Below are 26,208 nucleotides of genomic sequence, written 5' to 3'. Positions count from 1 at the left end.
TCACCTTCCTCCGGGCGTGGGTGCCCGGATGCGCCGTTCACCTCCGGAAGGTGTCGGCCCGCAGCGGGTGCGCCTTGAGGGTCGGCGTCCCTCCGGCGCCGGAACGCGACCTGGACGGGCGCGCTGGGCTCAGGCGGTGGAGAGGGTCTCCGTGGCGGTCGCGCTGGCGCGGACCACGCGGTTGCGCCCGCCGCGCTTGGCGGCGTAGAGGGCGGCGTCCGCGGCGCCCAGGAGGTCGCCGACGTCCGCCATGTCCGGATGCAGCTGCGCCAGCCCGGCGCTCGTCGTCAGGTGCGGGACCTGCTCCGGGCCGCTCGCGCGTTCCACCGCCTCGCGGATGCGCTCCACGACCCCCGCTGCAGCCTCCTCGTCCGTCTCGGTCAGCAGGACGGCGATCTCCTCCCCGCCGTAGCGGTAGACCCGGTCGCTGGCCCGCACCGCGGCCTGCGCGATGGTCGCGACCAGGCGCAGCCACTCGTCACCCACGAGGTGCCCCGCGGTGTCGTTGACCCGCTTGAAGTGGTCCAGGTCGAGCAGCGCGAAGCTCAGCGGGCGCCGGTGGCGCCTGCTCCGCGACCACTCCGCGGCGAGGTCCTCGTCCATGCGGCGGCGGTTGCCGAGGCCGGTGAGCTGGTCGGTGCTGGCCATCGACCGGGTCTCCGCCAGCAGGTGCAGCACCTGCAGGTGCGCCGCGGCGCTGAGCGCCAGTCCCTGGAGGGCGTCGTCGACACCCGCCCGCACCCCCATCCGGGCGTCGGGTTCGAGGTGGAGCACCCCCAGGGTCGCGCCGGCCACCCGCAGCGGCAGGCCGGTGGCTCCGGTGCGGTCCCGGCGCAGCAGGCCGTCCTCCCCGGCGCGGCTGACCAGAGCAGCGGTCTTCAAGCTGGAGGCGTGGTGCAGGGAGGCCCAGGAGGTGCAGGCGAAGCCGCCGGAGCCGTCCGGCAGCCACAGCGACGCCGTCCGGCCGCTGAGCTCGGTGGCCCGCGTCAGCAGGGTCTCCGTGAGTTCCTCGACGCTCGTGCACGCCGCCAGGGCCTGCGTCGCCAGGAGCATCTCCCGGCGCTGCTCGCTGACGCGGCGGGTCTGCTCGGCCCGGGCGTGGGTGCTGGCGCGCTCCAGGTGCAGTTCCTGGGACAGCTGCGCCAGCGCCGCGGTGGCCTCGTCGAACTCCTCCACCGCCAGGCGGGGCAGCCCCTCCAGGGTCTCGCCCCTGCGGACCCGGGCGATCGCCTCGTGCAGCAGGGCCAGCGGCCGGCTCAGGAGGTGCTCGAGGCGGCGCATCCGTGCGACGAGGAACACGACCGCGAGCACGCCGATCAGGACGTTCAGCGCCAGTTCCAGCCGCAGGGCGGTGCGCTGGCTGGCCACCGCCGCGTCGCGCTGGGCGGCGGCGTGGCCGACGGCGCGTGCGTACGCGGCGCGGTAGCTCCGGAAGCCCGACGCGCCCTCCTCGAAGAAGGCGGCGGTGCGCCGGTCGGCGTCGGTTCCCCTCGCAGTGGGGGTCGAGGCGCCCCGGACCAGGGCCCGCGATGCCCAGTCCTGGTGCCAGGCCTCCTGCGCGGCCAGCAGCGCCTCCACCTCCACCGCCAGCAGCCGGTCGTCCGCGACCATCCCGCGCAGGTTCCGCGTGTGGGTGGTGCCGGCGCGCCGGCCCGTCTCGTACGGCTGCAGGAGGTGCTCGTCCCCGGTGACGACCCACGCCCGCAGCCCGGTCTCCTGGTCGAGCATCGCCTCGTGGTTGAGGCGCAGCTCCTGGGTGACGGCCGTGCTGCGCTCCACGGTGGGTTGCGTGAACTCCAGCAGGTAGGTGGTGGCCACGAGCAGGCTCAGCACGACCGCGCCGAGGGCGAGGACGGAGACGGCGGTGCTGCGCTGCAGCAGGTGCAGCAGCCGGGTGGGGGGCGCGGTGGCCCCGGACCCCGCGGGCTGACCGCCGCTCGCGGAGAGGCGCACGACGTCGCATCGGCACGCCGTGGGCCCGGCAGGAGCGCACCTCACCCCAACGGGCCCCCGTCCCGGCCGTCGTTCGGCGGCCGGTCAGGTGCGGGAGCCGCTTGCGGTGGTCCGCAGGGCGGTCGGCACCCGCGCGGGCTCGGCGTGCCGCGGGCGGGCGGGGGAGCCGGGCCGCCGGGCGGCGGGCTGCGGGGCGGCCGACAGGTGCCGGGTGAGCAGTTCGAGGGTGCTCACCAGTTCCGCGCGCCGGCCGCTGTCGAGGTGGCCGTAGACGGGGCCGAACTCGGTCGTCGTCTGCTGCAGGACCGCCTCCACCCGCTCCCTCCCGGCCGCGCTGAGTCGCACGAGCACGATCCGCCGGTCGCCGAACGGGTGCTCGCGCTCGACGAGCCCTGCGTGCACGAGGTCGTCGGTGACGGCGGTGATGCGGGAGCGGGACACGTGCAGGGACGCCGCGAGGTCCGAGCAGCTGCAGTCGCCGGTGCTCCACAGCCTCCGCAGCACCTGCCACCGGGCCGGGCTGAGCTCCCACGCGCACAGCACGGACTCCAGCCGGGCCGTCACCGCCCGCCCGGCGTCCACCAGCGCCCGGCCGATGGCGTGGAGGGCGTCGGCGTCCAGCTCCTCGGAGGCGGCCGGGATGGCGTCGGGTGCGGCCCCGTCCGGGGTGACGCGGGGTTCGGGCAGTCCGTTCACGAGTGAACCATCGGGCGCAACGGCCGTTTCCTGAACCGTGCAGGGGATGAACGGTCCGGTCCTGCGGCCTTCCCCTCACCCGCTCGGCTCAAGGTCCGCCCCTCAACGGTCGAGAAGCCGGTCGACGCGACCGTGGGCGGAAGGGGAGATCGTGGAGGCCATCAACGGGGTGATGTCCCGCATCGCGGACATCCAGGCCCGCATCGGCGCCCTGCAGCCGCCGGCGCAGCCCGCCACCTTCGCCGGCGTGGCGGCGACCGGTTCGGGTGCGGGCGGCTCGACTCCGTACAGCCCCGTCGGCATCGGCTCCGCCGCGTCCGGCCCCGTCGCCGCCGGCGCGGGTCCTGCCTCGGGGGCGGCCTCCTTCGCCTCCTCCCTCTCGCAGGCCGTGGCGTCGCGTTCGGCGACGCCCCCCGGCCTCGTCAGCGGAACCGCTCCCGGCGCCGGCGGGGCCGCGGTGGGTGGCGCCCCGGGCGTGGTGGGCGGCGGCGCGCGCCGCGCCGACGGCGTCCCGGTGGACCTCGCCGCCTACGGCAACGGCAAGGTCCCCGCCGAGGCCCTCAGCACCATCGGCCACGGCTCGCACCGCATGTGGGCACCCGCCGCGGCGAACTACCAGCGCATGCGCGAGGCCGCCGCCCGCGAGGGGGTCACCCTGAAGGTGACCGACTCCTACCGCTCCTACGAGCAGCAGGTCGACCTCGCCCGCCGCAAGGGCCTGTACTCCCAGGGCGGCCTCGCGGCCAAGCCCGGGACCAGCGAGCACGGCTGGGGGCTGAGCCTCGACCTCGACCTCGACGGCCGGGCCCAGGCCTGGATGCGCACCCACGCCAAGGAGTACGGCTTCACGGAGAACGTGCCGCGCGAGCCGTGGCACTGGACCTTCACCGCCTGAGCCGACCGCCCCTCCCGCCGCGGCCGGCGGCCACCGGGCCCCGCGTCGGGAACACCGTCCCGCCGTGGAACATTGGAGGGGAGGAGTGCGGGCGAGCGGAGGTGACGGTGGTGCGGCGACCTGGTCGTGGCGCGTCCCCCCTGCCCGTCCTGCTGCGCCCGCTCCTGCTGGTGGTCGTCGTCGCCGGCCTGCTGGGGATGCACGTCCTCGCCGGCGGCCACGGCTCCGCGGAGCACGGCTCGGGGTTGCGCGTCACGGCGACCGCCTCGGCGTCGCACCCGCACGCCGCCGCGCAGCACGGCACCACCTCGCCCCTCGCCGCACCGAGCGGCGCCCCCGTCCCGCTGGAGCACGTCGTCGCCGGTGGGCAGGACGCCGACGACGCCCCTCCGGGGACGGTGGAGTGCTTCCTCTTCCTCGCCGCCGCCGGGCTCGCCCTGCTCGCCGCGCTGCGGCGGGTGGCGCTGCGGCCGGCGGCCTTCGTGCTCGTCGTGCCCGGCTCGGTGTGGCGGCCCAGCCTGCGGCACCGGGGTCCCCCGCCGTGGGCGTGGCCCCGGTTCGCCCTCTGCGTGCTGCGGACCTAGGAGCAGCCGGAACCGGCGTCCCGCGCGGGCGCCCCCTTCGGCACGTCCCCGTCCCTTCCGCATCCGAGGAGCACGTCCATGACCAGCACGTTCCGCACGCCCGCCCGGGCCCTGGGGGCCGCCGCCCTCCTGTCCCTCGTCCTCACCGCCTGCGGGGGCGGGGAGGACACCGCCGGTGGTGAGCACGACGGCCACGGGGCCCAGTCGTCCCCCACGTCGAGCGCGTCCTCGAGCGCGCCGCCGGCCACGGCCGAGGCCGGCGACGCGCAGTTCGCCGACGCCGACGTCACCTTCGCCCGCGACATGATCGTCCACCACGAGGGCGCCGTGGAGATGGCTTCGCTGGCCGCCGACCGCGCCGCCACCCCGCAGGTGAAGGAGCTCGCCGAGAAGATCATCGCGGCCCAGGGGCCCGAGATCGAGCTCATGACGTCCTGGCTGACGGCCTGGGGGCAGCCGACGGCGTCCGGTGGGCACGCCGGCCACGGCGACATGCCGGGGATGATGAGCGGGCAGGAGATGGCCGCGCTCGAGGCCGCGCGCGGACCGGAGTTCGACCGCCTCTTCCTCGAGGGCATGGTCGTCCACCACGAGGGGGCGCTGGAGATGGCCCGCACCGAGCTCGCGGAGGGCGCCGCCCCCGAGGCGAAGGAACTCGCCCAGCGCATCGAGGCGGACCAGACCCGGGAGATCGCTGAGATGCAGAAGCTGCTGGGGAACCTGTGACCCGCACCGGAACCCCCCCGCGCCGGACGCTCCGGGTCCTGCTCGCCGGCGGGGCCCTGGCCCTCGCGCTCACCTCCTGCGGCGCGCCCACCGCGGAGGAGGCGGCCGCACCGGGCCCGGGTGGCGGGGCTGCCGCGGAGACCGGGCCCCACGCCTCCCACGCCCCGTCCGGCGGGCCGGCAGGGGCAGCGTCCGGCCAGGTGCCCAGCTCCCACGTGCACGGCGTGGGCGTGAACCCGGCGGACGGCCTCGTCTACGTGGCCACCCACGACGGGCTGTTCCGCTTCGACGCGACCGGGCCGGTGCGGGTCGGCGGGGTGAACGACCTGATGGGGTTCACGGTCGCCGGGCCGGACCACTTCTACGCCTCCGGCCACCCCGGGCCGGGCAGCGACCTGCCGAACCCGCTGGGGCTGGTGGAGTCCACCGACGCCGGGGCCACCTGGCAGCCGCTGTCGCGGCAGCGCGAGTCGGACTTCCACACCCTCACCGCCTCCGACGCCGGGGTGCTCGGCTTCGACGGCACCCTGCGCGCGAGCCCGGACGGCGAGACGTGGACGGAACTGCCGATGCCCGCCGCGCCGTTCTCGCTGGCTGTCTCGCCCGACGGCTCCACCGTCCTGGGCACGACCGAGGACGGACCGCTGCGCTCGCAGGACGCGGGGCGGACGTGGGAGCGCGTCGCGGCGGCGCCGCTGCTGATGCTCGTGGACTGGGCCGACGGGGCCACCGTCGTCGGGCTCACCCCCGACGGGCGCACCGCCGTCAGCGCGGACGCCGGGCTGACGTGGGAGCTGCGCGGCGAGGTCGGCGGCCGGCCCCAGGCGCTCAGCGCCTCCGGCGAGGGCGACGACCTGAGCGTCGTCGCGGTGGGCGACGCGATGGTGCTGACCTCCGCGGACGGGGGACGGACGTACTGACCCCGGCCGCCGGAGGCGTCGCCCGACACGGCGGGCCGCCACCGCGGGCAACGCGAGGGGCCCCCGCTCGATGAGCGGGGGCCCCTCCTGCCTGCGGTGCGGTGCTACTTGCGCAGCCGGACGAAGGTGTGGATCGAGGAGCCGTCCTGCGTGGTGACCGTCACCCGGTAGCAGGTGTCGCCGGTGACGGTGGGGGTCTTCCAGTTCTGGATGAAGTGACCGGCCGCCGCGTCGTAGCGCAGGCTCGAGCTGCCGGCCGTCGCCAGCTCCTCGACGGCGTCGGTGGTGGTGCCCGTGCAGGAGGGGAGCTTCACCGAACCGAAGGACTTCACGTCGCCGGTCGAGGTGCTGTCGGTGCCGTTGTGGTTCGCCTTGAACTTCAGCGGGATGGTCGAGCCGCCCTTCGCGGTGTTCCACACGGTGGAGCTGCCGGCGACGGGAGCGGACTCGGCAGGGGCGCGGACGAACGAGTTGGCCTCACCGATCGGGGCGAGGAAACCGGTCAGCTTCCAGGTGTCCTGCGCCACGGTGTAGGTCAGGGTGCTGGTGCTCTCGCGACCGGCCCTGTCGGTCGCGGTGGCGGTCAGGGTGTGGGTCCCGACGCTCGTCCCGTAGCCGGTCACGGTGCAGCCGGCGAGACCCGAGACCGCGTCCGTCGCGGTGCAGCCGACGGAGCTCTGTGCGGGCAGGGACGCGGCGGTGTACTCCTTGGCGGCGATGCCCGAGAACGTGGGCGCTGAGGGAGCCGTGAGGTCGATCTTGAAGGCCTTGCTCTGCACGCCGGGGTTGGTGTTGCCTGCGACGTCGGAGACAGCGCCCGAGGCCGCCGTCACACCCTCGCCCTCGGCGGTGCCGGTGGAGGCCGTGAAGGAGGCCTGGCCGGCGTCCACCAGGCCCGAGCCGTCGTCCGTGGCGGTGAAGGTGCTGGCGACGGGGGAGGTGTACCAGCCGTTGGTGCCGGTCGGCTGAGCGGTCGGCTCGTCTGCGGTGACGGCCGGGGCGGTGGTGTCGATCAGCACCGTCACGCTCTCGGCCTGCTCCACGTTGCCGGCCCGGTCGGTGCTGCGGAAGGACAGTGCGTAGCGTCCGTCGGCGGTGAACTCCACCTGAGCGCCGGTCGTCCAGGTGGCACCGCCGTCGGTGCTGTACTCGGTGGAGGCGACCCCGGACAGGCCGGCCTGGTCCTTCGCGGTGAGGTTCACCGTCACGGGCCCGTTCTGCCAGCCCTCCGGCGCGTCGGACGTGGTGGACGGGGCGGTCTTGTCCACATTGACGCCCGTCACGGTCTCGGACCGGCTGTTGCCCGCGGCGTCGGTGGCGGAGACGGTGATGCCCTGGTTCGCGCCTTCGCCGAACGTCGTCGTCGCCGCGTCGTTGGAGGCGATGCCGGACAGGTCGTCCGTGTACGTGAAGCTGATCGTCACGTCCTCGTTGACCCAGCCCTGCGGGACCCCGGTGGTGGTGATCGTGGGCTCGACGGTGTCGATGCTGACGCTCGCGGCGTCCTCGACGTCGTTGCCGGCCCTGTCCACCGCGACGCCGCGGACGATCTGCTGCTTTCCGTCCCGTTCCACCGTGACGGGGTTGACGGCCGTCGATCCGACGCCGCAACTGGCGATGCCGGAGCCGCCGAGGTCCGCGCAGTCGAACGTGACGGTCACCGGGCCCTTGTTCCAGCCGTTGCCGTTCGCCGAGGGCGACTGGCTGTGGTTGATCGTCGGCCTCGTCTTGTCGATCTTCACGGTGGCCTTCTGGTCCGCCTCGACGTTGCCGGCGTGGTCGGTGCTGCGGAAGGTGAGCGTGTGGACGCCGTCTTCGCGGAACGCCACCTCGTTCCCCCTGGTCCAGGCGCCGCCGTTGATGCGGTACTCGGTGGACGCGACACCCGAGAGGGGGTCCCTGCCAGTGAGCAGGATCGTCTGGTCGACGTTGTTCCAGTCCGTCGAGGTGGGAGCGGTGGCCGTCGTCACCGGGGCGTGCCGGTCGATGTTCACCCCCTCGTAGGGGGCGGTCGTCGAGTTGCCCACCTCGTCCTGGACGGTCCTGCGGGCGCTCAGGCCCCTGCCCTCGCCGTCGATGACGCTGTCCTCGGGGCTGGCGAACAGGCCCGAGCCGGCGTCCGTGGCCGTCCACTCGATGACGACGTCGTCGTTGTACCAGGCCTTCGATCCGCCCTTCGGGGCCCCCGTCAGGGCAGGGGCGGTGTCGTCCAGGACGTAGGTGACGGTCTTGTTGGTCGTCTTGGTCTTGCAGCCCGTCACTGCGCCCGACTTGTTGTCGGTGTTGAAGTCGTCGCCGGCCAGGACGGTCTGCGACTGCGGGCCGTCCGGGGTGCCCTTCGCGGCCGAGAGCGACGTCACGGTCCACGCGTGCTGGACGCCCCGAGACGTCGAGAACCCGTTGCCGGCGGTGATGCACCTCGTGTCGCCGGTGGTGGTGGCCGAGAGGGTCAGCGTCTTACCGCTCTGCGCGTAGTAGGTGCCGCCGACCAGGGCCCCGCCGCCCGTGTAGGTGGCGCTGCTGATCACCGCCGCCTCCGCCGGTCCGGCCAGGAGCAGCGCGGTGGGCACGGAGAGGCTGAGGGCGGTCGCCGCGCTCAGCACCCGGCGGCGGCGCGGGGTGCGGGTCGTCGCGGTCAGCGTCTGCTCGCTGCTGGCGGGCTTCTCGAACATCAGATCCTCCATCGCCGTGCGTCCGTCGCCTGGCACGCCCCGAAGTTACGGAGCGGAGCCGCGTGGGCACATGACTAGGACGGGGGATGCAGCGTTCAACTATGTAAACGCCGGCGCCCGCCGGCCCGGGGGCCGCGAGGTCGGTCACGAAGCGATCCGACCGGCCCCACAGCGCCCCGGGCCTCTCCGGGCGGGCCCCGCTCGCCGGTGCCCGGGCGCCACGCCTGGCAGCGACCCGCACCCGGACCCCCGCCCACCGCGGCGCCCGGGTGCGTCGTCCTGCGGCGCGCCGCCGCGGCCGCCTGGCCGAGCCGGATCCTGCCCGCCACACCGGTGATGATCTTCCTCGCCGGCTCCCTGCTCGTGGACGCCGGCGTGCGCACCTCCGGCGAGCTCGTCGCCGCGCGGATCGCCCGGCCGCCCGGGCCGGGGCCCGGCGCGCTCCGCCGGCCGTGCCCCGCGCAACGACTCGATCACGGTCCGGTTACCGTTCACGTCAACCGGGCCCCGGTGGTCCCCTCCGACGCGCCGTCGTTGCAGGATGGACCCCGTTGCGTTCGTCATCGGCGACGGAGGTGTTAGCGTCCTCCGCGATCGCCGAAGGAAAACATCCTGCAACAGGCGGTCCGGACGCGGGTGGGTACCCGTGGGCCGTCCTCAGCGAAGAGGAGTTGTGTCGTGAGCATCTTCAGGAAGGCCGTGGCCGAGGCCATGTCCGCCACGTCCGACGAGGGCGCGACCCCGACCCGTCGCGCCTCGATGCGCGGCGTCCGGGGCCTCGCGCTCGCCGCCGCCACCACCCTGGCGCTCACCGCCTGCAGCGGCGGTGACGGGGGCGGGGGAGACGACGCGGGCAGCGGGGACGAGAGCGGCGGTACCGCGATCGTCACCGCGAACGGCTCCGAGCCCGAGAACCCGCTGATCCCGACCAACACCAACGAGGTCGGCGGCGCCCGGATCATCAACTCCATCTTCTCGGGGCTGGTCTACTACAAGGCCGACGGCACCCCTGTCAACGACCTGGCGGAGTCGATCGAGACCGAGGACTCGAAGACCTTCACGGTCAAGCTCAAGGAGGGCGCGAAGTTCTCCGACGGCAGCCCCGTCACCGCGAGCTCCTTCGTGGACGCGTGGAACTACGGCGCCTACGGGCCCAACGCCCACAAGTCGAGCTACTACTTCGCGCTGATCGAGGGCTACGACGAGGTCTCCGCGGAGGACTCGACCGTCAAGGAGCTGTCGGGCCTGAAGGTCATCGACGACCAGACCTTCACGATCACGCTGTCCCAGCAGGCCGCCGACTTCCCGCTGCGGCTCGGCTACTCGGCCTTCTACCCGCTGCCCGAGGCCGCCTTCGAGGACATGGAGGCGTTCGGGGAGAACCCGATCGGCAACGGCCCGTACAAGCTGGCCGGGGAGGGCGCCTGGAAGCACGACCAGCGCATCGACCTCGTCGCCAACGAGACCTACGAGGGCCCCCGCGAGGCGAAGAACGACGGCCTGAGCTTCATCTTCTACGCCTCCCTCGACGCGGCGTACACGGAGCTGCAGCAGGGCCAGCTCGACGTCCTGGACCAGATCCCGGACGGCGCCCTGACCACCTTCGAGGCGGACCTCGGTGAGCGGGCGGTCAACAAGCCGGCCGCGATCTTCCAGGACTTCACGATCCCCGAGAACCTGCCGCACTTCTCGGGCGAGGAGGGCCGCCTGCGTCGCGCGGCCATCTCCCACACGATCGACCGGGAGAAGATCACCGAGGCGATCTTCCAGGGCACCCGCACCCCGGCCAAGGACTTCACGTCCCCGGTGGTGCCCGGCTACAGCCCCGACATCCCCGGCAACGACGTCCTCGACTACGACCCGGAGAAGGCCAAGGAGCTGTGGGCGCAGGCCGATGCCATCTCGCCCTGGGACGGCAGCTTCCTGCTCGCCTACAACTCCGACGGCCCGCACCAGGCGTGGGTGGACGCGGTGACCAACAGCCTGCGCCAGACCCTGGGCATCCAGGCCGAGGCGAAGCCGTACCCGACGTTCAGCCAGTTCCTCGACGACCGCACCGCCCGCAACGTCGGCGGCGCGTTCCGCTCCGGCTGGCAGGCGGACTACCCGAGCGCGATGAACTTCCTCGCCGACATCCACGTCACCGGGGCCAGCGGCAACGACGGCGACTACTCCAACCCGGAGTTCGACGCCCTCATCGCCAAGGCCGCCGCCACCGAGGACCAGGACGAGCAGCAGGCGATCCTCAAGGAAGCGCAGGAGATCCTCTTCAAGGACCTGCCGCACGTCCCGCTGTGGTACCAGAACGTCTCCGGTGGTTACAGCGAGAACGTGGCGAACGTGGACTTCGGCTGGGACAGCGTCCCGATCTACGACCAGATCGAGAAGAAGTGACCCGCTGAAGGCCCGGTACGGGGTGGCGGCACACAGGTGCCGCCACCCCGTACCTGCATGAGGTGCGCCCGGCGGGAAGGTAGTCTCCGCGCGGGCGCTCGCGACGATGCGATCGTCCCCGAGGAGGCGAGTGATGGTTTGGTACGTCGGACGCCGTCTGCTGCAGATGGTGCCCGTGTTCTTCGGTGCCACGCTCTTGATCTACGCGATGGTGTTCCTGCTGCCCGGTGACCCGATCAGGGCGCTGTTCGGGGAGCGCCCGCCGCCCCCCGGTGTGCTGGAGCAGATCCGGGCCGAGTACAACCTCGACAAGCCCTTCATCGTCCAGTACCTGCTCTACGTCAAGGGCATCCTCACCCTGGACTTCGGCACGGCCTTCACCGGCCGGCCGGTCGTCGAGCTGATGGCCAACGCCTTCCCCGTGACGATCCGCCTCGCGCTGATCGCCCTCGCGGTCGAGGCCGTCTTCGGCATCGGCTTCGGCCTCATCGCCGGCCTGCGCCGCGGCGGGTTCTTCGACGCCACGGTCCTCATCGTCAGCCTCATCGTCATCGCCATCCCGATCTTCGTGATCGGGTTCGTCGCGCAGTTCGTCATCGGCCTGAAGCTGGAACTGCTGCCCGCGACGGTGGGCCAGGAGGAGAGCTGGCGGCAGTTGCTGCTGCCGGGCATCGTGCTGGGAGCCACGTCCTTCGCGTACGTCCTGCGGCTGACGCGCAACTCCGTCGCCGACAACCTCAGCGCCGACCACGTCCGCACGGCCACCGCGAAGGGGCTCTCGCGTCCCCGTGTCGTCAGCGTGCACGTGCTGCGCAACTCGCTCATCCCCGTCGTGACGTTCCTGGGCACCGACCTGGGCGCCCTGATGGCCGGGGCCATCGTCACGGAGGGCATCTTCAACGTGAACGGCGTCGGCGGCACGCTCTACCAGGCGGTCATCCGCGGTCAGGGCACGACGGTCGTCTCGTTCGTGACGGTGCTGGTGATGGTCTACCTGCTCGCGAGCCTGCTCGTCGACCTGCTCTACGCCGTCCTGGACCCGAGGATCCGCTATGCCTGAGCCGCTGCAGTCGAAGACCCCGCGCCGGGGTCAGGAGCGCTACGTCGCACCGCCGGACGAGACGCCGCTGCAGGCGACCGACTCCCTCGACGAGACGGCCCCGCCGGCGAGCCTCTGGGGCGACGCCTGGCGCCAGCTGCGCACCCGGCCGCTGTTCCTGATCTCCTCTGCGCTCATCCTGCTCGTCATCACCGTGGCGGTCGCGCCGGGGCTCTTCACCGACCAGGGTCCCCGCGACTGCGACCTGGCGAACACCATGCAGGGCCCCCGGGCGGGGCACCCCCTGGGCTTCACCCAGCTGGGCTGCGACATCTACGCGCGCGTCATCTACGGTGCCCGGCCCTCGGTGCTCGTGGGGGTCCTGGCCACGCTGGGCACGGTCCTCATCGGCGGCACCGTCGGCGCGCTGGCCGGCTTCTTCGGGGGGCGCCTCGACTCCCTGCTCTCGCGCGTGGCCGACATCTTCTTCGCCATCCCGCTGATCCTCGGCGCGATCGTCCTGATGCAGGTCTCGGAGGGCCGCACCTCCCTGACCGTCGCCATGGTGCTCACCGTGTTCGGCTGGCCCCAGGTGGCCCGCATCATGCGCGGCGCCGTCCTCGAGGTGAGGCAGGCGGAGTTCATCACCGCCTCCCGCGCGCTGGGGTCCTCGTCGATGTCCACGATGCTGCGCCACGCCATCCCGAACGCGCTCAGCCCGGTCATCGTCATCGCCACGGTGTCGCTCGGCATCTACATCGCCACCGAGGCCACCCTGTCGTTCCTCGGCATCGGCCTGCACCCGAGCATCGTGTCCTGGGGCGGCGACATCAGCGCCGCGCAGAACCAGCTCCGCGTCGCCCCCCAGGTGCTGCTCTACCCGGCCGCGGCGCTGTCCCTGACCGTCCTCAGCTTCATCATGCTCGGCGACGCGGTGCGCGACGCCCTCGACCCGAAGGGCCGGAAGCGATGAGCCACGCCGTCCCCGCCGGATCCGACCGTCCCGGCTGGGTGCAGCGCACCGACCGCGACGACACCCAGCCGCTGCTGGACGTCCGCGACCTGCACGTGACCTTCCGCTCCAACGGCCGCGACGTGCCCGCCGTGCAGGGCGCGAGCCTCACCGTCTACCCGGGGCAGACCGTCGCCGTCGTCGGCGAGTCCGGATCCGGCAAGTCCACCTCCGCCATGGCGGTCATGGGCCTGCTGCCCGGGACGGGCCGCGTCACGAGCGGGCAGATCCTCTTCGAGGGCAAGGACATCGCCCGCGCCGGCCAGCGCGAGATGATGGCGCTGCGCGGCAAGTCCATCGGGCTCGTCCCGCAGGACCCCATGTCCAACCTCAACCCGGTCTGGACCATCGGCTACCAGGTCCGCGAGGCGCTCATCGCCAACGGCGTCGCCTCCGGGGCGGCCGCGAAGCGCCGCGCTGCGGAGCTGCTGGAGGAGGCGGGTCTCGCCGACGCCGAGCGGCGCACCAAGCAGTACCCGCACGAGTTCTCCGGCGGCATGCGCCAGCGCACCCTCATCGCCATCGGCCTGGCCGCCCGCCCGCGCCTGCTGATCGCCGACGAGCCGACCTCTGCGCTCGACGTGACGGTGCAGCGGCAGATCCTCGACCACCTCGACGGGCTGACGAGGGAACTGGGCACCGCCGTCCTGCTCATCACCCACGACCTCGGCCTCGCCGCGGAGCGCGCCGAGCACATCGTGGTGATGTACAAGGGCCGCGTCGCCGAGTCCGGCCCGGCGCTGGAGGTGCTGCAGGACCCGCAGCACCCCTACACCAAGCGCCTCGTGCAGGCCGCGCCGTCGCTGTCGTCGCGGCGCATCACCTCCGCCGTGCGCAGCGAGGTCCTCGAGCGCGCCGAGCGGGCCGCCGAGGAGGCCCACGCGCGGGTCGAGGCCGCCGACGGGGTCCACGCACCCGTCGCGGACACCGGCCACGACGTCATCCGCGTGGAGAACCTCACCAAGGTGTTCACCCTCCGCGGCTCCGGCGTGCGCGGGGAGCAGCTCAAGGCCGTCGACGACGTCAGCTTCAGCGTCCGCCGCGGCACCACCATGGCGATCGTGGGGGAGTCCGGCTCGGGCAAGTCCACCGTCGCCCAGATGGTGCTCAACCTGCTGCCCATCACCTCCGGCCGGGTGCTGTTCGACGGGGTCGACCTGACGAAGCTCGACAAGCGGCAGCGGTTCGACTTCCGCCGCCGCGTCCAGCCGATCTTCCAGAACCCCTACGGCTCGCTCGACCCGACCTACAGCATCTACCGCTCCATCGAGGAGCCGCTGCGGGTGCACAAGGTCGGCGACGCCAAGTCCCGCGAGGCCCGGGTGCGCGACCTGCTGGACAAGGTCTCCCTCCCGACCTCCACGATGCGCCGCTTCCCCAACGAGCTCTCCGGCGGGCAGCGCCAGCGCGTCGCCATCGCGCGGGCCCTCGCGCTGCAGCCCGAGGTGCTGGTCTGCGACGAGGCGGTCTCCGCCCTCGACGTGCTGGTGCAGGCGCAGATCCTCACCCTCCTCAACGACCTGCAGGCGCAGCTCGGCCTGTCGTACCTGTTCATCACCCACGACCTGGGTGTGGTGCGCCAGATCGCCGACGACGTCTGCGTCATGCAGAAGGGCAGGCTCGTCGAGGCGGCCACCACGGACGAGGTCTTCGCGAACCCGAGGCAGGCGTACACCCGCCAGCTCCTCGACGCGATCCCCGGCGGGAGCATCGCGCTGGGGGCCTGACCGCGCTGCCGTGCCCGGCCCCCGCCCCCGACGCGTCCGGGGCGGGGGCGGGGGCGGCGCGCGGGAGGGACGTGCGACGCTTGAGGCGGCGGTCAACCGCCGGGCACACGGACGACGGCATCCAGGAGGAACGGCGGGTCATGGCGGGAACCACGGACGGGCCGGAGCAGGCAGCGCACCGCGACAGCGAGGCGGCACGGGTCCTGCGCGCCGAGCGCGTCGCGAAGATGCAGCGGGAGCAGCGCGGCAAGGAGCGCCGCAGCCGCCTGCTCGTCGTCGGCGGCATCGCGGTCGCCGCCGTCGCCGTGATCGCGATCGTGGCGGGCGTCATCGCCAGCCACCGCCCGCCGAGCCTGGACGCCGTGAAGACCTTCACGTACGAGGCCGGCGCGCACACCGAGGAAGACGTCGCCTACACGGAGAACCCGCCCGCGGGCGGCGAGCACGACTTCGTGTGGCAGAACTGCGGCATCTACGACGAGCCCGTCCGCGACGAGAACGCTGTGCACAGCATGGAGCACGGCGCCGTCTGGATCACCTACCGCCCCGACCTGGCGGAGCAGCAGGTCAGCGAGCTGAAGACCCTCGTGGCCAACCAGCAGTACGTCCTCCTCGCCCCCCGCGAGGACCTCCCCGCGCCCGTCGTGGCCACGGCCTGGAACAACCAGCTCGAGCTGGAGGGCGCGAGCGACAAGCGCCTCGACGAGTTCCTGAAGAAGTTCCAGCAGGGACCGCAGACCCCCGAGCCCGGGGCCCCGTGCACCGGTGGCACCGGGACGCCCACGTCGTGATGCCGTCGGCGGGTGGCCGCCGGTCGCAGCGCACGACGGTCCTCACGGTGGCCGCCGCCGTCCTGGCGCTGCTGGTCGGCGTGCTGGCCGGCAGGGCGCTGCCCAGCGCGCCGGAGGAGTCCTCCGTCGACGTGGGCTTCGCCCGCGACATGTCCACCCACCACGCCCAGGCGGTGGGCATGGCCACCACGGCCGTGCAGCGCCTCGACGGGGACGTCGAGGACGAGGCGGAGGTGGACACCCTGGCCCTCGACATCCTGCTCACCCAGCAGAACCAGGTCGGGCGCATGCAGTCGATGCTCATCTCCTGGGGTCGCTCGCTGGCCGCTCCCGGGCAGGCCATGCGGTGGATGCACCCGGACGGGGGAACCGGTCACGGCCACGAGGGGCGGGCCGCGGCGGGTTCGGCGACCATGCCGGGGATGGCCACGCCCGCGGAGCTGGCCGAGCTGCAGGAGCTGGACGGCCGCGCCCTCCAGCTGCGGTTCCTCCAGCTCATGCTGCGCCACCACGAGGGGGGGCTGGAGATGGCCGAGACCGCCCGCGACCGCGCCACCACCGAGCAGGTGCGGAACCTGGCCGGCGCGATCGCCGCCGGGCAGCGGCAGGAGTCGAAGGTGCTGGAGGACCTGCTGCGCGAGCGCGGCGGTGAGCCGCTGCCCCTGGAGGGCTCGTGAGCGCCCTCGCCCGCCCCTCGGGCGTGGCGGGGCTGAGCGTGCAGGGGCTGGGCGTGCAGGTCGCGCGGCAGGCGCCCCCCGCGCCCCAGGCCGGACCGGAGCTGCAGGTGCGGCGCCTCGTCGTGGCCGCGGCCGTCGTCGACGACCTCGGCGCCCCCCGCAGGCTGCTGGCCGCCCGTCGCAGCCGCCCGGCAGCCCTCGCCGGGCGCTGGGAGCTGCCCGGCGGCAAGGCCGAGCCGGGGGAGTCGCCCGAGCAGGCCCTGCACCGGGAGCTGCGCGAGGAGCTCGGCGTCCGCGTGCAGCTCGGCGCGGAGCTGCCCGCCGCCGACCCCGCCGGCTGGCCGCTCGCGCCCACGCTCGTCATGCGCGTCTGGTGGGCCCGGCTCGTGGACGGCGACCCCCGTCCGCTGGAGGACCACGACGAGCTGCGCTGGCTCGGGGCGGACGCCTGGGAGTCCGTGGACTGGCTCGCCGGAGACCTTCCGGTGGTGCGCGCGCTGCTCGCTGCGCGCTGACGGCGCGACGAACCGCCCGCGAGTGGGAGGATGGGTCACCGTGACCACTGCCGCCCCCGCCACCGCGGTCCGCGAGGACCTGCGCAACGTCGCCATCGTCGCCCACGTCGACCACGGCAAGACCACCCTCGTCGACGCCATGCTCTGGCAGTCCGGAGCCTTCCGCGCCAACGCCGACGTCGCCGACCGGGTGATGGACTCCGGTGACCTCGAGCGCGAGAAGGGCATCACGATCCTCGCGAAGAACACCGCCGTCCGCTACGCCGGCCCGGGCGCGCCCGAGGGCGGCATGACCATCAACATCATCGACACCCCCGGCCACGCCGACTTCGGCGGCGAGGTGGAGCGCGGCCTGTCGATGGTGGACGGGGTCGTCCTCCTCGTCGACGCCAGCGAGGGGCCCCTGCCCCAGACCCGGTTCGTGCTGCGCAAGGCACTGCAGGCCGGGCTGCCCGTCGTCGTCGTCGTCAACAAGGTCGACCGACCCGACGCCCGCATCGAGGCCGTCGTCAACGAGACCTACGACCTGCTCCTCGACGTCGCCGACGACGCCGCGGGCCTCGACCCCGAGTCGCTCCTCGACGTGCCGGTGATCTACGCCTCGGCGAAGAACGGGCGGGCCTCGCGCAACCGCCCCGCCGACGGCGGCCTGCCGGACTCCGAGGACCTCGTGCCCCTCTTCCAGACCATCCTCGAGGCCGTGCCCGCGCCGCACTACGACCCGGAGATGCCGCTGCAGGCGCACGTCACCAACCTCGACGCGTCCCCGTTCCTCGGGCGCCTCGCGCTGTGCCGCGTCCACAACGGCCGCCTCGTCAAGGGCCAGCAGGTCGCCTGGTGCAAGCAGGACGGCACCATCGACCGCGTCAAGATCACCGAGCTGCTCGTGACCGAGGCCCTGCAGCGGGTGCCGGGGGAGTCCGCCGGCCCCGGTGACATCGTCGCCGTCGCCGGCATCCCCGAGATCACCATCGGCGAGACGCTCGCCGACGCCGAGGACCCCCGCCCCCTCCCGCTGATCACGGTCGACGAGCCCGCGATCTCCATGACGATCGGCACCAACACCTCCCCGATGGCCGGGCGCGTCAAGGGCGCGAAGGTCACCGCCAGGCAGGTGCTCGACCGCCTCGAGCGCGAGCTCGTCGGCAACGTGTCCGTCCGCGTCCTGCCCACCGAGCGCCCCGACGCGTGGGAGGTGCAGGGCCGCGGCGAGCTGGCCCTGGCGATCCTCGTCGAGCAGATGCGCCGCGAGGGCTACGAGCTCACCGTCGGCAAGCCGCAGGTCGTGACGAAGCGCGACGAGAACGGCAAGGTGCAGGAGCCGTTCGAGCGCCTCACCATCGACTCCCCCGAGGAGTACCTCGGCGCCATCACCCAGCTGCTCGCCGTGCGCAAGGGCCGCATGGAGAGCATGTCCAACCACGGCACCGGCTGGGTGCGCATGGAGTTCGTCGTGCCCTCCCGCGGCCTCATCGGCTTCCGCACGGAGTTCCTCACGGAGACCCGCGGCACCGGCATCGCCCACCACGTCTTCGACCACTACGGCCCCTGGGTCGGCGAGCTGCGCACCCGCGCCTCCGGCTCCCTGGTGGCCGACCGCGCCGGCGCGGCGACGTCCTTCGCCATGACGAACCTGCAGGAGCGCGGGCAGATGTTCGTCGAGCCCACCACCGAGGTGTACGAGGGCATGATCGTCGGGGAGAACTCCCGCGCCGACGACATGGACGTCAACATCACCAAGGAGAAGAAGCTCACCAACATGCGCTCCTCCACCGGCGACGAGCTGGAGCGGCTCGTGCCCCCGCGCAAGCTGTCCCTGGAGCAGGCGCTGGAGTTCTGCCGCGAGGACGAGTGCGTCGAGGTCACCCCGGAGGCCGTGCGCATCCGCAAGGTCGAGCTCGACCAGACCACCCGGGCCCGCGCGACGGCCCGCGCCAAGCGCAGCTGACGGCCTGACCGGGGCGGACGCCCCCACGGCGAGCCCGCGGGCACCGGCGCACCACCGCCGGACCGCGGGCTCGCTGTCGTCGCCGCCCGGCGGACGGGCAGGATGTCCCGCATGACCGTGACGCCGCAGACGCCGGAAGAAGCAGCGGGGGGCGCCGGCCGCGCCGACGAGACCGGCGTGCTGGAGATGGCCGCGGACGTCGTCGACGAGGCCGCCCGCGACCTCGCGCCCGCCGAGCAGGCCGCCATGGAGCACCTCGACGCCCCGCGCCGGGTCCTCTTCGTGCACGCCCACCCCGACGACGAGTCCATCGGCAACGGGGCCACCATGGCCCGCTACGCCGCGGCCGGCGCCTCCGTCACCCTCCTGACCTGCACCCGCGGGGAGCTCGGCGAGGTCATCCCGCCCCATCTCGCCCACCTCGCCGCCGACCGCGACGACGTGCTCGGCGAGCACCGGGTGCAGGAGCTCGCCACCGCCATGGAGGCCCTCGGGGTGCGCGACCACCGCCTGCTCGGCGGTGCCGACGCCGCTTACCGCGACTCCGGCATGGTGTGGGCCGCCCCCGGGCGGGCCGCCGCCGGCGACGACGTCGACCCCCGCTCCCTGGTCGCCGCGGACCCCGAGGAGGTCGCGGAGCGGCTCGCGCAGGTGGTGCGCGAGGTCCGCCCCCAGGTCGTCGTCACCTACGAGCCCGGCGGCGGGTACGGCCACCCCGACCACGTCCGCGTGCACGAGGTCACCCACCGCGCCGTCGAGCTGGCCGCGAGCGCCGGGGCGGCCCCCTGGGAGGTCGCGAAGCTCTACTGGAGCGTCTGGCCCGAGGACGAGCTGCGGTCCCGGCTGCGCGCCCTGCGCGAGGCGGGCGTGGAGGACGTCGTCGACCCCGACGGGCCGATGCCCAGCATGGTGGTGCCCGACGAGCGGGTCACGACCGTCGTCGACGCCCGCGAGCAGCTCGACGCCAAGGTGGCCGCCCTGCGCGCGCACGCCACCCAGGTCGTCGTCGAGGTCGACGAGCGCGGGGCGCTCTTCCGGCTCAGCAACGGCGTGGCGCACCCCCTGGTCGCGGTGGAGCACTACGTCCTCGCCCGGGGCGTGCCCGCAGGGCCGTTCGACGGGGACGGCCGCGAGACCGACCTCTTCGCAGGCGTCGCCGCGTCCTGACCCGCTCACGCACGGTGCACCGTTGCGGCATCCGGGTGCACCCGGACGAGGTGTGCGCCGGTCCCCGCGGGCCCCGGCGGTCGCTGAGCGCGACGACTGGGCCACCCGGGTGAAGTCCGTCACCCGATCTGCCGTCCCGGTGCCGTGCCGTCGTGCCGCGGCCCCGGTGGGCGGACAGGGTGGTGGCGGGCCGCCGCGGTGCCCTCCGCGCGGGCCCCCGAGAGAGGAGCCCCCGTGCGCCGCACCCCGGCCAGCGACACCCACCCCTTCGCCCCTCCGGGCGAGGCCGCTCGCCTGCCGCGGCCCTCGCGCCGCGACGGCGCGGACGTCGGCCGGGCCCGCGAGGCGCAGCGCCGCCGGCGCGTGGCCAAGCTCGCCGCCGTCCTCGCCGCGCTCGCCGCCGTGGTCGTCTGGCGCCTGGCGAGCGGGCGCGGCCTGCTGCCGCAGATGCCGGCCGTGGACCCCATGTACGTCATCGTCGGGGTCTTCTTCGCCCTGCTGATCGTGATGATGCTCGGGCAGACGGTGCTCTCCGGCCGCTCCCCGCACGTGATGTACCGCCCGGACCAGATCGACGTCACGATGGACGACGTCAAGGGCCTCGGGCCGGTGAAGGAGGACGTCGCGCGCAGTCTCGACCTCTTCCTCGCCGCCCGGACCTTCCGCCGGGACATGGGCGGCCGGCCCCGCCGCGGCCTCCTCTTCGAGGGGCCGCCCGGCACGGGCAAGACCCACATGGCCAAGGCGATGGCGAACGAGGCAGGCGTTCCGTTCCTGTTCGTCTCCGCCACCTCCTTCCAGTCCATGTGGTACGGCGCGACCTCCCGCAAGATCCGCGCCTACTTCCGCGCCCTGCGCCGGACCGCCCGCAAGGAGGGCGGCGCCATCGGCTTCATCGAGGAGATCGACGCCATCGCGATGGCCCGCGGGGGCCTGTCCTCCGCCGCGCCGCTGGCCCAGGAGGGCTTCAGCGGGCAGATCGTCTGCTGCGGCGGGCTCACCGGGCTGCCCGGCACCGTCACCGCTCCCGCCGCCCCCGCGCTGCAGGTGGAGCGCCTCGCCAGCTCCGAGGGCGTCGGCGGCGTCGTCAACGAGCTGCTCGTCCAGATGCAGTCCTTCGACGAGCCCACCGGCGCGGAGAAGCTGTGGGGCAAGGTGGTCGACGCCCTCAACGCCTTCCTGCCGGCCCACCGGCAGCTGCGGCGCCCCCGCAGCGAGGGCGGGGAGATCCTCATCATCGCCGCCACCAACCGGGCCGACGCCCTGGACCCGGCCCTGCTGCGCCCGGGCCGCTTCGACCGGCGCCTGACCTTCGGGCTGCCCGACAAGGCCGCGCGCCGCGAGCTCGTCGACCACTTCCTGGAGCGGAAGTCCCACGAGGAGCAGCTCGACTGCACCGAGCGCCGCGACGCTCTCGCCGGCATCACCAACGGCTACAGCCCCGTCATGATCGAGAACCTGCTCGACGAGGCGCTGGTCAACGCCGTGCGCCGGAAGGCGCCGGGCATGTCGTGGGCCGACGTCGAGCACGCCCGCCTCGTGACGGAGGTCGGCCTCGGCCAGCCGGTCGGCTACACCGACCACGAGGAGCGCCTCATCGCCACCCACGAGGCGGGGCACGCCGTCGTGGCCTGGCTGGAGGCGCCGCAGCGGCGGCTGGAGGTGCTCACGATCATCAAGCGGGCCAACGCCCTCGGTCTGCTCGCCCACGGTGACGCCGAGGACGTCTACACCCGCTCGCGCAGCGAGCTGCGCGCCATGATCCGCATCGCCTTCGGCGGGCAGGTCGCGGAGGAGATCTTCTTCGGCGACGTCTCCACCGGCCCCAGCGGCGACCTCGTCCACGCCACGTCCACCGCCGCGCAGATGGTGGGCGCCGCCGGCATGGCGGGCACCCTCGTCTCCTTCGCCGCGGTGCAGGGCTCCGCCTTCTCCGACGGCAACCTCGTCTCCCGCGTGCTGGGCGACGGCGAGGGGCGCCGGATGGTCGAGGCGCTGCTGGACGAGCAGAAGGGAGCCGTGCAGGAGCTGCTGCAGCGCAACCGCCACCTCGTGGAGGCCCTGCGGGACGCGCTGCTGGAGCGGCACGAGCTGATCGGGCACGAGATCACGGACGTGCTCGAAGCGGCGCAGGCCGCCGCCGAGGCCGGCCGAGCGGAGCGCTCGCCCGAGGGGCCGCGGCACCGCGTCCTCGACCTGCGCGATCCCGCACCGGTGCGCCGGCCGGACTGAGGCGCCCCACCTCCCACCCCGCACCTGCCGGAAAGGACCCCTTCCGTGGTCAGAGCCCGCCTCTGGACCACGGAAGGGGTCCTTTCCGTGCGGGCGGGGTGGCGGGGTCAGGGGGCGACGCGGTAGCGGTACCCGTGGTGCACGGTGAAGCCCGCAGAGGCGTACAGGGCCCGGGCCGCCGCGTTGTCCTGCGCCACCTGCAGGTAGGTCGAGGCGGCCCCGCGCTCCAGGCCCCACCCGGCGACGGCGGCCAGCAGCAGCCGCCCCAGGCCGCGGCGGCGGTGCTCCTCGGACACCTCCACCGCCGTCAGCCCCACCCAGCCGGGGGAGAGGGACCCCCGCGCGAGGGCGACCACCTCCGCCCCCCGCCGCACGGAGACGAACACCTGCGCCTGCGCGGACTCCAGCAGCGCACGGCCGGCCGCCGGCAGGGGGGTGCCGCGGTAGCGGTAGGCGCCCAGCCACCCCTCGTCCGGGGTGGGCGAGAGCTCCAGCGCCAGCCCCGGCGGCGCCGGATGCGGGCGGGGCAGACGGCGGGTGGCAGCGGTCAGCACCAGCGTCGGCGTGCGCAGCCCCCAGCCCGCCCCGGCGAGGGCGGCGTCCAGCTCACCGGCGGGGCCGTCGTGCGGGGCGTCGGGGGAGTCCACCTCGTGCGGAACCGCCACGACCGCGGGCAGTCCGCGCGCGGCGTAGAACGCCCGCACCCCCGCCAGCGCCGCGGGCAGGTCGACGCCCGGGGAGCCGAGTGCGAGGCAGGAGTTCGCCCGGCTGGTGAAGCCGCCCGCGGCGCGCAGCAGCCAGTCCCCGAGGGGTTCCTCCTGCGCCGCCCGCCAGTGCGCCGCCATGACCCGCTCCAGGTCCGCGACGCCCACCGCCCGGTGCGGGCGCTCCGGGCGCTGCGGCGGCGGGGGGACGGCCTTGGCGGCGAGCACCGCGGAGCGGGCGACGCGCACGGTGCCGCGGCGGGTGGCGACCACCAGCGTCTGCGCGTCCGCCGCGAGGAGCTCCCCGAGCGCGTCGGAGGCGGAGCCGTCGTTTAGGAGGTGGCGCACCACCACGCGGGCACCCGGGCGCAGCTCCTCCTCGCGCACCTCGTGGCGCGCCCCGCCCGCAGTGCCCATCGCCGTGCTCCTCCCGTGCCCTTCCCCGCCGGTTCCCCGGCCCGTTCCGCCCCGCTCGCGCCCCGTCCACACGGGCTCTGCTCGCCCGTGAGGCTGAACGACCCGCCCTGAGCGGTCGCACGCCCCGGCGTCCGCGATACTAGGCAGGCGCGCCGCACCCGGTGCGGAGCGCAGCAGGACCCGAGAGCACCGTCGACGCGCAGCCACCGCACTGCACCGTCCCAGCCGCGCCGCCCGGCCGTCCCGAGGCGGCCGCGGAGGAGGAGGAGACCCGTGACCTACGTCATCGCCCAGCCCTGCGTGGACGTGAAGGACAAGGCCTGCATCGAGGAGTGCCCCGTCGACTGCATCTACGAGGGCAAGCGCGCCCTGTACATCCAGCCCGACGAGTGCGTCGACTGCGGCGCCTGCGAGCCGGTCTGCCCGGTGGAGGCCATCTACTACGAGGACGACGTCCCCGAGGAGTGGACGCCCTTCACCGCCGCCAACGTCGAGTTCTTCGACAAGATCGGCTCCCCGGGCGGCGCGGCGAAGATGGGCCTCATCGAGGACGACCACCCCCTCGTCCAGTCCCTGCCGCCGCAGGGTGAGGGCAGCTGAGCACGACCGCGGGCGACCGGCCGGCGGGTGTCCGCACCCGTCCCGGCCGGTCGCTGCCCGACTTCCCCTGGGACTCCCTCGCGACCGCCGCCGCCACGGCCCGGGCGCACCCCGGCGGCATCGTCGACCTGTCCGTGGGCACCCCCGTCGACCCCACCCCCGAGGTGGTGGCCGAGGCCCTGCGCGCAGCGTCGGACGCTCCCGGCTACCCCCAGACCTGGGGCACCCCGGAGCTGCGCACCGCCGTCGCGGCGTGGTTCGCGCGCCGGCGCGGCGTGCCGGGCCTGGACCCCGACGGCGTCCTGCCGACCGTGGGCTCCAAGGAGCTCGTCGCCTGGCTGCCGACCCTGCTCGGCCTCGGCCCGGGCGACCTGGTGGCGCACCCCCGCATCGCCTACCCCACCTACGACGTCGGCGCCCGCCTGGCCGGTGCCCGACCGGTGGTCGTGGACTCCGTCGACGACCTGGAGCGGGCTGCGGCCGAGGGCCCGGTGCGGCTGCTGTGGCTGAACTCCCCGTCCAACCCCACCGGCCGGGTGCTCGACGTGGCCGAGATGGCCGCGCTCGTCACCGCCGCGCGCTCGCACGGCGCCGTCGTCGCCAGTGACGAGTGCTACGCCGAGCTGAGCTGGGCCGGCGCTGCGGAGCCGTCCCCTGTGCCGTCCGTGCTGGACCCCCGGGTGAGCGGGGGGGACCTCGACGGCCTCCTGGCCGTGTACTCCCTGTCCAAGCAGTCCAACCTCGCCGGCTACCGCGCCGCCTTCGCGGCCGGGGATCCGGTCCTGGTGCGGGAGCTGCTGCAGGTCCGCAAGCACGCCGGCATGATCGTGCCCGCGCCGGTGCAGGCCGCGCTGACGGCCGCCCTGGCCGACGACGCCCACGTCAGCGCCCAGCGGGAGCGCTACCGCAGCCGCCGCGCGGTGCTGCTGGAGGCCCTCGGGCGCGCCGGCTTCCGCATCGACGACTCCGCGGCGGGGCTGTACCTGTGGGCCACGCGCGACGAGGCCAGCGCCGAATCGGTGGCCTGGTTCGCCGAGCGTGGCGTGCTGGTGGCGCCGGGCTCCTTCTACGGTCCGGCCGGCGCCCGCCACGTGCGGATGGCCCTCACCGCGACGGACGAGCGGGTGGCCGCAGCGGCAGCACGCTGGTGAGGACGCCCGCGATCATCCGCTGAGAGACCCGTCACTCCGGTTGGGCGGCCGTCCGCGGTGGCGGGTACGGTCGGCGACATGGCGGACTCCGTAACCCTCAAGCACCCGGGTGGCGAGGTCGACCTGCCGGTCGTTCCCGCGGCCGCGGGCCAGCCCGGCATCGAGGTCTCCTCCCTGATGAAGGAGACCGGGATGGTGACGCTCGACCCCGGCTTCACCAACACCGCCTCCACGACCTCCGCCATCACCTACATCGACGGCGAGGCGGGAGTGCTGCGCTACCGCGGCTACCCCATCGAGCAGCTCGCGGAGCACTCGAGCTTCCTGGAGGTCAGCTACCTGCTCATCTACGGTGAGCTGCCCACTGCCGACCAGCTCACGGCGTTCACCTCGCGGGTGCAGCGGCACACGCTGCTCCACGAGGACCTCAAGCGCTTCTTCGACGGCTTCCCCCGCGACGCACACCCGATGCCGGTGCTGTCCTCGGCGGTCAGTGCGCTGTCGACCTTCTACCAGGACAGCCTCTCGCCCTTCGACGAGACGCAGGTGGAGCTGTCCACCATCCGCCTCCTCGCGAAGCTGCCGACCATCGCGGCCTACGCGCACAAGAAGAGCATCGGGCAGCCGCTGCTCTACCCGGACAACCGGCTCGGGCTCGTGGAGAACTTCCTGCGGCTGTCCTTCGGGCTGCCGGCGGAGGACTACGAGGTCGACCCGGTGATGGTGAAGGCGCTGGACCAGCTCTTCATCCTGCACGCCGACCACGAGCAGAACTGCTCCACCTCCACGGTCCGGCTCGTCGGCTCCGGTCAGGCGAACCTCTTCGCCTCCGTCTCCGCCGGCATCCACGCCCTCTCCGGGCCCCTGCACGGCGGTGCGAACAGCGCCGTGCTGGAGATGCTGGGTGACATCCGCAAGAGCGACGACGACGTCGACACGTTCATGACGCGGGTGAAGAACAAGGAGAAGGGCGTGCGCCTGATGGGCTTCGGCCACCGGGTGTACAAGAACTACGACCCCCGCGCCGCGATCATCAAGAAGACCGCCGACGAGATCCTGCAGAAGCTCGGCAAGCGCGACGAGCTCCTCGACATCGCCATGCGGCTGGAGGAGATCGCCCTCAACGACGAGTACTTCATCTCCCGCAAGCTCTACCCGAACGTCGACTTCTACACGGGCCTCATCTACAAGGCGATGGGGTTCCCCACGAAGATGTTCACCGTGCTGTTCGCGCTGGGCCGCCTGCCCGGCTGGATCGCGCAGTGGCGGGAGATGATGGAGGACCCGCAGACCAAGATCGGCCGTCCCCGGCAGGTCTACACGGGCGTTCCCGAGCGCGACTACGTCCCGGTCCCCGACCGCGGCTGAGCCTGCCCCGGCAGGCCCGT

Annotated in this window: 21 protein-coding genes; 17 read left to right on the top strand and 4 right to left on the bottom strand. The window is 73.7% G+C overall.

The window, feature by feature from the left end; all coding sequences use genetic code 11:
* Window positions 1-129: 129 nt before the first annotated feature.
* Window positions 130-1,953 (bottom strand): sensor domain-containing diguanylate cyclase, encoded by a 1,824-nt coding sequence (locus tag CLV92_RS22730; RefSeq protein WP_158257103.1) that lies wholly within the window; start codon window positions 1,951-1,953, stop codon window positions 130-132.
* A gap of 84 nt (window positions 1,954-2,037) precedes the next feature.
* Window positions 2,038-2,649: a MarR family winged helix-turn-helix transcriptional regulator gene (locus CLV92_RS02640; RefSeq protein ID WP_158257102.1), complete on the bottom strand. Its 612-nt coding sequence runs from the start codon at window positions 2,647-2,649 to the stop codon at window positions 2,038-2,040.
* Between the two features lie 151 nt (window positions 2,650-2,800).
* On the opposite strand from CLV92_RS02640, the gene CLV92_RS02635 reads away from it, so the two are divergent.
* The 4 genes from CLV92_RS02635 (at window position 2,801) to CLV92_RS02620 (ending at window position 5,774) form a co-directional block, all read left to right on the top strand.
* Complete coding sequence (locus tag CLV92_RS02635; RefSeq protein WP_211290789.1) at window positions 2,801-3,544, top strand: M15 family metallopeptidase; 744 nt, start codon at window positions 2,801-2,803, stop codon at window positions 3,542-3,544.
* A 110-nt stretch (window positions 3,545-3,654) separates the two neighbouring features.
* The gene (locus CLV92_RS02630) at window positions 3,655-4,128 is read left to right on the top strand and encodes a hypothetical protein (RefSeq protein ID WP_146099383.1); all 474 of its coding nucleotides are present in this window, start codon (window positions 3,655-3,657) and stop codon (window positions 4,126-4,128) included.
* Between the two features lie 78 nt (window positions 4,129-4,206).
* Window positions 4,207-4,854 (top strand): DUF305 domain-containing protein, encoded by a 648-nt coding sequence (locus tag CLV92_RS02625; protein WP_104431160.1) that lies wholly within the window; start codon window positions 4,207-4,209, stop codon window positions 4,852-4,854.
* A 200-nt stretch (window positions 4,855-5,054) separates the two neighbouring features.
* Window positions 5,055-5,774, top strand: a complete 720-nt coding sequence (locus CLV92_RS02620; RefSeq protein WP_104431319.1) for a F510_1955 family glycosylhydrolase — start codon at window positions 5,055-5,057, stop codon at window positions 5,772-5,774.
* Between the two features lie 104 nt (window positions 5,775-5,878).
* Here the strand turns inward: CLV92_RS02620 and CLV92_RS22725 are convergent, their stop codons facing one another.
* Window positions 5,879-8,482: an OmpL47-type beta-barrel domain-containing protein gene (locus CLV92_RS22725; protein WP_146099382.1), complete on the bottom strand. Its 2,604-nt coding sequence runs from the start codon at window positions 8,480-8,482 to the stop codon at window positions 5,879-5,881.
* A gap of 723 nt (window positions 8,483-9,205) precedes the next feature.
* On the opposite strand from CLV92_RS22725, the gene CLV92_RS02610 reads away from it, so the two are divergent.
* The 10 genes from CLV92_RS02610 (at window position 9,206) to CLV92_RS22720 (ending at window position 21,948) form a co-directional block, all read left to right on the top strand.
* Window positions 9,206-10,840: an ABC transporter substrate-binding protein gene (locus CLV92_RS02610; protein WP_104431318.1), complete on the top strand. Its 1,635-nt coding sequence runs from the start codon at window positions 9,206-9,208 to the stop codon at window positions 10,838-10,840.
* Between the two features lie 133 nt (window positions 10,841-10,973).
* Window positions 10,974-11,900, top strand: coding sequence for an ABC transporter permease (locus tag CLV92_RS02605; RefSeq protein WP_104431158.1), 927 nt, complete (start codon window positions 10,974-10,976; stop codon window positions 11,898-11,900).
* Complete coding sequence (locus CLV92_RS02600; RefSeq protein ID WP_104431157.1) at window positions 11,893-12,852, top strand: ABC transporter permease; 960 nt, start codon at window positions 11,893-11,895, stop codon at window positions 12,850-12,852. Before CLV92_RS02605 ends, CLV92_RS02600 begins: the two co-directional genes overlap by 8 nt.
* Window positions 12,849-14,618, top strand: a complete 1,770-nt coding sequence (locus CLV92_RS02595; protein ID WP_104431156.1) for a dipeptide ABC transporter ATP-binding protein — start codon at window positions 12,849-12,851, stop codon at window positions 14,616-14,618. The genes CLV92_RS02600 and CLV92_RS02595 overlap by 4 nt, the downstream gene beginning before the upstream one ends.
* 140 nt (window positions 14,619-14,758) lie before the next feature.
* The gene (locus CLV92_RS02590) at window positions 14,759-15,409 is read left to right on the top strand and encodes a thioredoxin-like domain-containing protein (protein WP_104431155.1); all 651 of its coding nucleotides are present in this window, start codon (window positions 14,759-14,761) and stop codon (window positions 15,407-15,409) included.
* 47 nt (window positions 15,410-15,456) lie between these two features.
* Window positions 15,457-16,086 carry a DUF305 domain-containing protein gene (locus CLV92_RS02585; protein ID WP_158257101.1) on the top strand — a complete coding sequence of 210 codons (630 nt, stop codon included), beginning with the start codon at window positions 15,457-15,459 and terminating at the stop codon, window positions 16,084-16,086.
* Window positions 16,083-16,601, top strand: coding sequence for a (deoxy)nucleoside triphosphate pyrophosphohydrolase (locus tag CLV92_RS02580; protein WP_281256882.1), 519 nt, complete (start codon window positions 16,083-16,085; stop codon window positions 16,599-16,601). Before CLV92_RS02585 ends, CLV92_RS02580 begins: the two co-directional genes overlap by 4 nt.
* Window positions 16,602-16,641: 40 nt before the next feature.
* On the top strand, window positions 16,642-18,549 hold the full coding sequence (gene typA / locus CLV92_RS02575; protein ID WP_104431153.1) for a translational GTPase TypA: 1,908 nt from the start codon (window positions 16,642-16,644) through the stop codon (window positions 18,547-18,549).
* Window positions 18,550-18,795: 246 nt separating this feature from the next.
* Complete coding sequence (gene mshB, locus CLV92_RS02570; RefSeq protein WP_104431316.1) at window positions 18,796-19,716, top strand: N-acetyl-1-D-myo-inositol-2-amino-2-deoxy-alpha-D-glucopyranoside deacetylase; 921 nt, start codon at window positions 18,796-18,798, stop codon at window positions 19,714-19,716.
* 234 nt (window positions 19,717-19,950) lie between these two features.
* A complete protein-coding gene (locus tag CLV92_RS22720; RefSeq protein ID WP_104431152.1) occupies window positions 19,951-21,948 on the top strand; it encodes an AAA family ATPase in 1,998 nt (665 codons plus the stop codon).
* A gap of 107 nt (window positions 21,949-22,055) precedes the next feature.
* Here CLV92_RS22720 and CLV92_RS02560 read toward each other — a convergent pair whose 3' ends face one another.
* Window positions 22,056-23,069 carry a GNAT family N-acetyltransferase gene (locus tag CLV92_RS02560; protein ID WP_211290788.1) on the bottom strand — a complete coding sequence of 338 codons (1,014 nt, stop codon included), beginning with the start codon at window positions 23,067-23,069 and terminating at the stop codon, window positions 22,056-22,058.
* Between the two features lie 273 nt (window positions 23,070-23,342).
* Between CLV92_RS02560 and fdxA the strand changes: the two genes are divergently transcribed.
* From fdxA to CLV92_RS02545, 3 genes are all read left to right on the top strand, one after another.
* Window positions 23,343-23,669 carry a ferredoxin gene (gene fdxA, locus CLV92_RS02555; RefSeq protein ID WP_104431151.1) on the top strand — a complete coding sequence of 109 codons (327 nt, stop codon included), beginning with the start codon at window positions 23,343-23,345 and terminating at the stop codon, window positions 23,667-23,669.
* A gap of 53 nt (window positions 23,670-23,722) precedes the next feature.
* Window positions 23,723-24,820 carry a succinyldiaminopimelate transaminase gene (gene dapC, locus CLV92_RS02550; protein WP_245886367.1) on the top strand — a complete coding sequence of 366 codons (1,098 nt, stop codon included), beginning with the start codon at window positions 23,723-23,725 and terminating at the stop codon, window positions 24,818-24,820.
* Window positions 24,821-24,898: 78 nt separating this feature from the next.
* On the top strand, window positions 24,899-26,188 hold the full coding sequence (locus CLV92_RS02545) for a citrate synthase (RefSeq protein ID WP_104431149.1): 1,290 nt from the start codon (window positions 24,899-24,901) through the stop codon (window positions 26,186-26,188).
* Window positions 26,189-26,208: the final 20 nt, after the last annotated feature.

This window comes from Kineococcus xinjiangensis, assembly GCF_002934625.1.
In the GTDB taxonomy this organism is placed as follows: domain Bacteria; phylum Actinomycetota; class Actinomycetes; order Actinomycetales; family Kineococcaceae; genus Kineococcus_A; species Kineococcus_A xinjiangensis.
Note: the sequence above shows the minus strand (reverse complement) of the source record. Positions and strands in the feature narration are given on the sequence as shown.